At 30.4% G+C, this 10,748-nt stretch carries 10 protein-coding genes; all 10 read left to right on the plus strand.

The genetic code is table 11. From position 1 onward, the window contains the following. Nucleotides 1-312 precede the first annotated feature (312 nt). Nucleotides 313-1,266 (plus strand): acyltransferase family protein, encoded by a 954-nt coding sequence (locus DXD04_RS17125; RefSeq protein WP_117674178.1) that lies wholly within the window; start codon nt 313-315, stop codon nt 1,264-1,266. A gap of 3 nt (nt 1,267-1,269) precedes the next feature. Next, nucleotides 1,270-2,070 (plus strand): glycosyltransferase family 2 protein, encoded by an 801-nt coding sequence (locus DXD04_RS16295; protein ID WP_117674179.1) that lies wholly within the window; start codon nt 1,270-1,272, stop codon nt 2,068-2,070. Between the two features lie 2 nt (nt 2,071-2,072). Then, nucleotides 2,073-3,344 (plus strand): EpsG family protein, encoded by a 1,272-nt coding sequence (locus tag DXD04_RS16300; protein WP_117674180.1) that lies wholly within the window; start codon nt 2,073-2,075, stop codon nt 3,342-3,344. A gap of 3 nt (nt 3,345-3,347) precedes the next feature. Beyond that, complete coding sequence (locus DXD04_RS16305; protein ID WP_117674181.1) at nt 3,348-4,565, plus strand: glycosyltransferase family 4 protein; 1,218 nt, start codon at nt 3,348-3,350, stop codon at nt 4,563-4,565. Beyond that, complete coding sequence (locus DXD04_RS16310; protein ID WP_117674182.1) at nt 4,562-5,719, plus strand: glycosyltransferase family 4 protein; 1,158 nt, start codon at nt 4,562-4,564, stop codon at nt 5,717-5,719. Before DXD04_RS16305 ends, DXD04_RS16310 begins: the two co-directional genes overlap by 4 nt. A 3-nt stretch (nt 5,720-5,722) precedes the next feature. Further along, entirely contained in the window at nt 5,723-6,649 is a 927-nt protein-coding gene (locus DXD04_RS16315; protein WP_117674183.1) for an acyltransferase family protein, read from the plus strand. 16 nt (nt 6,650-6,665) lie between these two features. Continuing rightward, complete coding sequence (locus DXD04_RS16320; protein ID WP_117674184.1) at nt 6,666-7,895, plus strand: glycosyltransferase; 1,230 nt, start codon at nt 6,666-6,668, stop codon at nt 7,893-7,895. Next, entirely contained in the window at nt 7,895-8,848 is a 954-nt protein-coding gene (locus DXD04_RS16325) for an acyltransferase family protein (protein ID WP_117674185.1), read from the plus strand. Before DXD04_RS16320 ends, DXD04_RS16325 begins: the two co-directional genes overlap by 1 nt. A 40-nt stretch (nt 8,849-8,888) precedes the next feature. After that, nucleotides 8,889-9,902, plus strand: a complete 1,014-nt coding sequence (locus DXD04_RS17130) for an acyltransferase family protein (RefSeq protein ID WP_117674186.1) — start codon at nt 8,889-8,891, stop codon at nt 9,900-9,902. Nucleotides 9,903-9,941: 39 nt separating this feature from the next. Next, nucleotides 9,942-10,748, plus strand: an 807-nt coding sequence (gmd, locus tag DXD04_RS16335) for a GDP-mannose 4,6-dehydratase (RefSeq protein ID WP_259299583.1), incomplete at its 3' end; no start/stop codon positions are given.

Consider the following 10,748-nt stretch of genomic DNA (forward strand, 5'->3'; position numbering starts at 1 on the left):
TTATGCTATTGAGAAAATGTGCAAGGAAAAGAAAAGTTTAAATCACTTCAATACCAATCTTCATCATAGGAATTTTATATAATAAAAATAATATTATTATTTCTACTTTGGCGAAAGGAGGAAGAAAGTTAAGTACAGGTATATACATATATCACCTAATAGGTTTATGGATAACTCCAGGAATTCTAAAACGATGCAATTACGAAAACTTATTTTTTTCATTTCCTGTATTAACAGTTTTACTTACAACTATAGGCATCATAATAATAGATTTTATAATAAAATGGTTCATCTCTTTTGTAAAAATAAAACATGGAACGCATTTACACTTTTGATTTCAATAAAATACTTGCATGTATAGGAGTTATTACTTTACATACAGCACACTATTTGCCCTCTTATATTTTTAATTATTATTCATTATTACTGTCATGTGCTGTTCCATACTTTTTCATGACTTCTGGCTATTTTTTATGTACTGCATCCAATATAACACTAAAAAAACAACTACATAAAATACTAAAATTATATCTATTAGGATTTATTTTATATGGTGGATTTTATATAGCAAAAAATGGATTTGATTCTATAACAATAAGTCTTAAAAATTTATTATTAATTATATTCTGGAATTCAACACCTTGGAACGGGACTTTATGGTATATTGCTGCCATAATATCTCTCCTTATATTAAAAATATATATTCTAAATAAATGCTCTAATAAACTTACAATACGAATTGGAATCATTTTAATTCTAATAACCTCTATATTCATACTAATGGACAATTTTAACATATATAATATATCCAAATATAACTTTTTCATTCAAGGACTACCGTGCTTTTTATGGGGACAAATCTGTATGCATAATCCTCATATACTTATGTCAAAGAAATATATCTATACATTTACAATCACATCAATTATATTAATTCTTCTCAACATCTCCATTTCAGCTCTTAATATAAATTCACAGGTCTACAATACTAATTTTACTTCCCTTATTATTTGTACTACTATTTTTATGTATTCACTAAAGGTCAATCTAAAAAATAATATTCTTATACACATTTCTAAATGGGGTGCAATGTATACTGGATACATTTATATTTTTCATATGTTATTTGTTTCTTATACACATGGTATATGCATAAAATTAGGTATAGAAAGTCTATTCCTAAAATCACCTACATTATTTATTTTCAGCTTTACAGTCATATTTACAATTTGCATCTATCCACTTTTAACAAAAATAAAATTTTAAATCATGAAAATAACAATAATTACAATTAACTATAATAATTTAAATGGATTAAGACAAACAATAAACTCCGTAATAAAACAAACGTATCAAGAAAAAGAATATATAATAATAGATGGCGGATCAACTGATGGTTGTAAACAATTGATTGAAGAGAAAAAACAATATATAGATTATAGTGTCTCTGAAAAAGATAAAGGTTTATATAATGCAATGAATAAAGGAATACAGAAATCAACTGGCGACTATTTAATCTTTATGAATAGTGGTGATATATTTTTTGACAAAAACGTTCTATCAGAAATATTCGAAAATAAGAACTATACATCAGACATACTTTACGGCAGTACTGTATACAACTATCTACAAGGAGGCATAGTAAGACAACCTAGAAATCTCAAGATAATGAGCCATGAACTCCCTTTCTGTCACCAATCATGCTTTATAAAAGGAAACCTAATGAGAAAATATCAGTATGATGAGTCTTATCGCTTTATTGCAGATTATGCATTCTTCTATAAATGCTACAAAGAGGGAAAAACTTTTGAACTGATTCCCAAAATCATTTCCATTTATGATACAAAAGGAGTTTCAGCAAATAAAAGCTACGCAAAATCAATTTATTTAGAAAGATGTAAAATAACACATGTCAAGCCTAATATACTAGGATTTATGAAACCTATAATTATACAAAATATAAAAAAGACAATCAAGGCATTCTTACCTGAAAGATTTATTGATATCCTAATGAACCGTCCAATAGCATCCAATTCATGTAAACCACTAAGTAACATAAAACAATTCTAAGAATGAATTATTCATCCCGTATAAATACAATTGAAAAGGGAGAGATTATTTGTGGAAGTTTACTTTTCTTATTGCTACCCCCTATCATAACGCTCCCTATTTTATGTTTTTATGTACTCCAACAAAAATATGCACGCAAAACAAATTATATTTTATTCTTTATTTGCATTGCTTTATACTTTGCGTCTATCAATGCAACCAAAAGACCTGCTGGAGATCAAATTCAATATTACTATGCTTATAAAAACGTACCAACAAAAGGATTTATTGGTTCCTTAATACATATTTATGGCTTACAAGCATCATGGGAGGAAGAAAGAAACAATATCTCTGGAGAATTCATGAATGGTGTATATAACTATTTGGGCTACTACTTAACTTGCGGTTACTATCCAATTTTTGCCGCGATTATAACATTTGCAAACTATATTCTAGTATTTTTAGGCCTATATAAATTTGCCCAAACATTGAAAAAGCCACACATACCTATTATTTGTGGAGTAACAATTCTCTCCTTTTTCTACCTATATTTTCAATATCTACTTCAAATTCAAAAGCAATTTCTAGCACAATCTATCATGATGTATGTATTAGGTAGTTATGCTATATCAGGAAAAATGGGCAAAAAAGAATGGCTAATGACTGGATGTGCCATCTTTACGCATGCAGCAACAAGCCTCTTCCTTCCATTTCTATTATTCAAACCTTTACGTAACCGATTAACTAAGATTGGACTACTATGCATGGGAATCTTATTCTCACTATTAATTATAATGGGCCCTCAGTTAGCTGGTAACGTAGTTTCTTCTATGGGCGATACTGCTTTATCATACGGTGCTAATCGTTTAGCAAAATCTGAAATCAACAATGATACAGAATTCGGTCTTATATGGTCACAGGTTTTTATCGTTGCATTACCCATTGCATGGATAGTATTACGCAAACTTTGGATGGAAAGAAAAACTCTTACTCAAGCACACGCATTCATTCTAAATGTAGTTTTACTTTTATTACTGACTATTACAGCAATGTTCAGACAACCATTAGCGCAATATCGATATTTCATGATGATTTTTGCTTTTATGCCATTTGTGTATCCGTTTATATGCCAAAATACACAACAACGTGATAAGATACTAAAGATTATCGCTATAATCATGATTATTTGGTTTTATTATCAATTTGATAAAATAGTTTGGAGTTTTGCTCCTGAAATAGATATTATCATAAAAAGTCCTATTTTACTATTATTAGGAAATTATTATACGATTTAAATTATGCATATTTGTTTTGTTTGTCGAGAATACGTTCCCTCATTACGAGGAGGAGGTATAGCTTCCTATATAAAGGAGATGGCAGAAAATATTGTACAAAAACATCATAAAGTAACTGTTATATGTGCATCTGACGATACAAGAAAAGGGTATACATACACTGAAAATGGAGTTAATATAATTCGACTTTCAGGAGGGGATTTTGTAATTTCTCAAATAGAGAAAAAAAATATTGTCAACCGATTTAGACTCTTCTATCGTTTTTTTTCATATAGAAAAAAAATACTTGAAACCATCCTATCAATAAAAGATATAGATATTATTGAAGTTCCTGAATATGGAGCAGAAAGTTATTACTTAAAAAATTTACCAATTCCTGTAGTAATTCGCTTACATGCTTCAACTTTAGTTCTCAATGAATTTATATCCGGGAAAAAAGGTATAACCAAATCAAACTGGCACATATATTGGCAAGGACTCCAAGAATTTAAAGAAATAAAACGAGCTCAATATATAACGTCTTGCTCACAAGCAATAAAAGAAATAATCGAACAGAAATTATTATTACCGTGTGATAAAATTAAAGTTATAAACAATCCAATAAAAATAAATAATTGGACAACTAATATCACAAAAAAAGCCATCAACAAAGAAATAATTAGGATTCTATTGCCTGGAGCAGTATATAATTTAAAGGGGGGAGAAGATTTAATTAAGGCTTGTATACAATTAAACCAAATAACTAACCAAAAGTTTGAACTTTATTTAATCGGCAAGAAAGGGAATTTTGCCAATTATCTAGAAAAAAAATACGCGTCTCATTATAACTGGATAAATATTCCTGGTCCTATACCAAGAAAAAAAATGATAGAACAATATAATAAAGCTGATATTATTTGCCTACCTTCATGGTGGGAAAATATGCCTATGGCATGTATTGAAGCAATGCTTTGCGGAAGTATCGTCATAGGAAGTAATTCTGGAGGGATAAAAGAAATTATTGAAGATGGAAAAGATGGCTTTCTCATTCCGCCAAGAAATCCACAAATTTTAGCTAATAAAATTCAATATATTCTGCAATTAACCCCAGAACAATTATATACTATTAGCATCAATGCCCATAGTAAGATAATAAATAAATTTAGTACAGATTATATTGTATCGCAAATGTTGATATATTATAATCAAGTTATTCAGGATTTTAAAAAAAATAATATATGAAAGTTATATGGCCATGTCCCTGGTTCGGAGATTATAGAGTTCCAGTGTTTGAAGAATTGAACAATTTGTTTGAATACAATTTTAAAGTTTTCTACTCAAAGCAGGATGTAACTCAGAGTGTAGATTCCAAAATGATTAAAAGATTAGGAAATTCAACAGAAGGATTAATAGGTAAAACAATTAGAATTGGTGATCATTCGTCTGATTTTGCTAATAAAGATCTCATTATTCGTTATCAACCTGGCTTGTATAAAAAAATTAAAGATTTTAATCCCGATATAATTATTGTAGAAGCCTTTGGTGGATGGTCTATGATAGGAATTTTATATGGCATCTTACATAGAAAAAAAATAATGTTATTTTATGAAAGAACTGCTTATGTAGAAAGAAATTCACCTTGGTGGCGAACTTTATATAGAAAAATAATAGGAAAAGCAATAGATGCCTTTTTAATAAACGGACAATTAACAAGAGAATATTTAGAAAATGGGCTAGGATTTAAAAAACAACCTAAAACTGAAGGGTTAATGGTAGCTGATAGCAAGGGACTAGAAAATGCTGTAAATAGTTTCCCAAATGAAGAAAAAAATGAGCTAAAAAAATCTCTACAGCTAAATTCCGGATTAACCTATTTATTTGTAGGACAAATTGTGGAAAGAAAAGGCATAACACAATTACTAGAAGCTTGGGAAGAACATATTCAACAACATACCGAAGATAACTTATTAGTTATAGGTACAGGTATTTTATTGGAAAAGCTACAACACAAATATAGAGGAGTTCAATCAATTCATTTATTAGGTAGAATTGAATATGATGAGGTTTATAAATATTATGCAATAGCTAATGTATTTGTCATGCCCACTTTAGAAGATAATTGGTGCTTAGTGGTCCCAGAAGCTATGGCATGCAAACTTCCAATTGCATGTTCTATCTATAATGGAGGACACCTAGAACTGATAGAAGAAGGGAAAAATGGATATAGATTTGATCCTTTAAAAAAAGAAAGTATAATTCAAACTTTAAGTTTGTTTCATCATTCTAATTTGAATAAAATGGGAAATACATCATATTTTATAGTTCAAAACTATACTCCTGAAATCGCTGCAAGAAAAATATACAATGCATGTTTAAGCTTATATAATCAATATTAGACTATGATAAAAAGAAATAAAGCACTTGACATAGCACGCGGAATCTGCATATTCTTAATTGTATTAAGCCACAGCTATTGCTCGTGGGAATCATGGTTTACTTTTTATTATGTACAAGTCTTTTTCTTTTTAAGTGGTATTTTTCTAACTAAATCTCATACATTAGAAAAATCTCTTTATAAGAAAATTAAAAGTCTGATTTTCCCATATTTGTTTTTTGGAATAATTTGTTCTATTTTAGTTTTGGCAACCAAACGAACAAGTATAGAAAATCTACATATTTATGATCCTGATTCATTTGACAATGGTCCACAATGGTTTTTAATAGCTCTTTTTACTTTAACAACCATAATATTAACGTTTAATCAAATAGGGAAACGTTATATTTCTATTATAGGAAGTATATTGATTTTTATAATATGTTATTTTCTAGGACTGAAACAAATTGATGACTATACCAATTTAACAAAAGCAGGAATATCCATTCCATTCATACTTGCAGGAACTTATTATTTTAAAATAGAAAATATTTTAAAACGAAACAAATATCTACTATTATTCATAAGTATAATTACGTGCTATATTTTCATTAAGATTTATCCAATCAATATTGGTATTCGTTGGTTGATTCTCCCACAAAATCCTATTGAATATTTATTAGCATCGGTAGGAGGTATTGGATTTATTTTATCAATAAGCTATTCATTAGAAAAAATAAAAATTATCAATAATACTTTTTCTTTTTGGGGCTTATATTCCTTATTCATTCTCTGTATTCACTGGCCTATCATTAGAATTTTATATGATAAACTGTTACCATCATCTTTCATAAAAGCAGATATTATTTCTATTATTATCTGTATCATTATTTGTACAATAACATCCTATACCGGGAGATTTCTAAAAAATAAATTTACGGCTATATTCTGACTAACATATTTTATATATGCTTACTATACTCATTAATGCGTATGCTTGCTCTCCCAATATGGGAAGTGAACCAGGAATGGCATGGAATTGGTGCACAAACCTTGCCCAATATTGTAAACTTTACATTATTACAGAAGGAGAATTTCGAGATAAAATAGAAACAGTTCTTCCAACTCTTCCTCAAGGAAAAAATATGTATTTCTATTATAATTCCGTTCCTGATGAAATACGAAAGATGTGCTGGAATCAAGGCGATTGGCGCTTTTATAAATATTATAAAGAATGGCAATGGAAAACATACTTGATAGCACAAGATATTTGCAAAAGAACTCAAATCGACATTCTTCATCAATTAAATATGATAGGCTTCCGTGAACCAGGTTATTTATGGAAGATTCCCAACATTCCTTTCATATGGGGACCAATTGGAGGATTGAAACAATTCCCCACAGCTTATCTTAAAGAATGTGGATTAAAAATGAAGCTATTCAACCGAATAAAAAATATTATAAATATTGCTCAAATAAAATATGATAAAAGAGTAAATGAAGCTTTTAATAGAGCTGATTTATTAATCAGCTCTATACCTGACTCCTACAAAGCCATAAAAAAATATAAAAACCTCGAATCTATTATCATACCAGAAACAGGATGTTTTGATATACAAGAAAATATTGTCAAGAATTTTAATGATGAGCGTTTACATATAATGTGGGTAGGAAAGTTTGACTTCCGCAAACAACTTCCATTAGCATTACGCATCTTAAAAGCGACTAATAATACTGTATTTCATTTAGACATATATGGTTCAGGTAATGAAGTACAGGTATTAGAAGCTCATAATCTGGCTAAAAGTCTTAATATAGAACAGTTGATCACATGGCATGGAAATCAACCTAATAACATCGTTATGGAAGCCATGAGAAAAGCTCATATTTTCTTATTTACCAGTATTAGTGAAGATACTTCTACAGTAGTACTTGAAGCTGTAAGCAATCAATTACCTGTAGTTTGTTTCGACGCATGTGGTATGGGATATGTCATCAATGAGAAAGTGGGAAAAAAAATAACCCTTTCCAATCCGAAGCAATCAATTAACGACTTTGCCAAAGTACTTAATGAATTAGAAAACGACCGAAATCTTTTAAAAGAGATGGCAAAGAACTGCAAAAAAAGACAACAAGAACTATCATGGAACAGAAAAGCTCAACAAATGATTGAGTTATATAAGCAAACTATACAATAATGAAAGAACGAAATATAGGTATCGACATATTAAAATTCTTTGCAGCATTACTTATTACCAATTCTCACATGGGTATGTTGTATGGGAAGTATGATATTCTAGCCACAGGAGGAGCTATCGGAGATGTATTATTTTTCTTCTGCTCCGGTTTTACTCTGTTTTTAAGTAGAATGGGAAGATTCGATAACTGGTATAAACGAAGAATCAATCGAATTTACCCCACCGTTTTTGCATGGGCCATATTAAGTGCTTTCATTTTCAACCAACATCAGAGTATGGATTATACCATTATTCATGGAGGAGGATGGTTTGTAACTTGTATCATGATATATTATGTAGTGCTTTACTTTATCCAACGATTTATGTTACATCATTTGAAATGGGTATTTGGCATAGTGGCATTAATCTGTATTGCCTGGTATTTCATCATAGACCGACCAGCTGATTATAACATGTATGGTGCTACTTATTTTAAATGGGGGCATTACTTCTTATTCATGTTATTGGGAGCCATGATGGGAATCTCTCAAAAGCAATGGAATTTTAACTTTAATACCGATTTCATTAAACTTATAGGCAGTACATTTGTCTATTATGCCATCTTATTTGCAGGGAGGAAATATCCTTTATACTCCGAACTTCAAATAACCTCACTTATTCCTCTACTATTTATTGTGTATTACTTTTATAAGGTCTGTAGTAGTGATACTTTAAAGAAATGGTATACGAACAAATACATAGGATGGGGTATAAAATTCATAGGGGGGCTATGTCTAGAAATATATCTTGTACAGGGCACTTTATTTACAGACAAAATGAACAATATCTTCCCATTAAATATCTTAATCATGTTTCTTATTATTATTGTTGTAGCATATATTTTACGTTGCTGCTCCAGAATTTTTTCACAAACATTTAAAGATGAAGAATTTAATTGGAAAAAGATTTTTTAAATAAATGAAATTCTAAACTTAAAAACGCTATATTTATTAGATGAAACGTATTATATCTCTTGATATCATTAAGATAATAGCTATACTTTCAGTAATAATAGCTCATACCATGCTAATATGCAAATCTGACTCCAATAATTTATTTACAATAGGACATACCATTAATTCTATATTTTCATGTATAGGAGTTCCTTTATTTATGTGTACAAGTGGGGCATTAATATTAAAGAAAGATTTAAATACGACAGCTAGCATTACAAATTTTTACAAGCACAACTTATTAACAATCATTATAACAGGAGAAATATGGATTATATTTTATTTTTTATGCAATCAACATTTTTCTTTTAGAGAACTATTATACAATATAGCTTTAATTCACAAACCTGAAATTCATTTATGGTATATCAGAATGATTATACTATATTATATTGCAATGCCAATTATCTCCTATTTAGTAACCAAAGCAAAAATCCTAATGATATTTATCACTTCTATAATTATTTGTGCAACTTTCATCTATAATGGATTTCTCATATACAAAGGCTATCCTTATCCAACAACATCTGGACTCTCATACACTTGTTATCTAATATATTTATTAGCTGGATATTATATTTCAAAACAACGATTCAGCAGTATAAACCATTGTATTTTTTTATCAATCATCATTTTATCCTTTATAGGTCTTTTCTTGTCTCACTGGAAAAACCACTATATGATTTGGTACGATAATCCTTTCATTTTATTTATAAGTGTCTCACTATTTGAATTAATTTATAGAATAACAAAAAAAATCAATCTAACCTCCCATGATAATAGATTGATTAAAATAATAAGTGATTTATCTAATATGACATTTGGAATATACTTATCACACATGCTATTTATTATTGTATTACGACATTATTGTAATGAAATAATAAATAGCAGAAATATCAATATTATTATTTACCCTTTAACTATTATTATAATAGTCTGCACTATTGCATTAATAAAGATTACAAAGAAAATAAATAAAGACCTATCATATATATTATTCAGATATAAGTAATTAATAATAAGTTAATTTCAAACTTTTCATTTTATAAACATGGAAAGAAAAGTAGCACTAATCACAGGTATTACAGGACAGGACGGATCATTCCTGGCCGAATTCTTATTGGAAAAAGGTTATGATGTACACGGTACCATTCGCCGCTCGTCAGTGGACTTCCGCGAACGTATCGCACATCTGGAAGGCAAACCGAATTTTCACTTGCACTATGCGGATTTGGGGGATTCCATGAGTATTCTGCAAGTGGTAAGCAAGGTACGCCCCACAGAAATTTACAACCTGGCTGCACAAAGCCACGTACAGGTAAGTTTTGATTCTCCGGAATTTACAGCTGATGTAGACGCCACAGGGGTACTCCGCGTGTTAGAGGCTGTCCGTCTGTGCGGACTGAAAGATACCTGCCGCATCTATCAGGCATCTACTTCGGAACTTTACGGAAAGGTGGAAGAAGTGCCGCAGAATGAAAACACACCGTTCCATCCTTACAGCCCGTATGCAGTGGCTAAGCTGTATGGCTTCTGGATTGTGAAGGAATACCGCGAGGCTTACAATATGTATTGTTGCTCGGGTATCTTGTTCAACCATGAATCGGAACGCCGTGGAGAAACTTTCGTAACACGTAAGATTACATTGGCTGCAGCCCGCATTGCACAGGGAAAACAGGAGAAGCTGTATCTGGGTAACCTGGACTCACTGCGCGACTGGGGTTATGCCAAGGATTACGTGGAATGTATGTGGCTGATTCTGCAGCATGAAACGCCGGAAGATTTCGTCATCGCTACGGGTGTGCAGCACAGTGTACGTGAATTCTGCTACCTGGCATTCAAGTATGCGGGCATCGAA

The sequence above is a fragment of the Phocaeicola plebeius genome (assembly GCF_003437535.1).
Lineage (GTDB): Bacteria > Bacteroidota > Bacteroidia > Bacteroidales > Bacteroidaceae > Phocaeicola > Phocaeicola plebeius_A.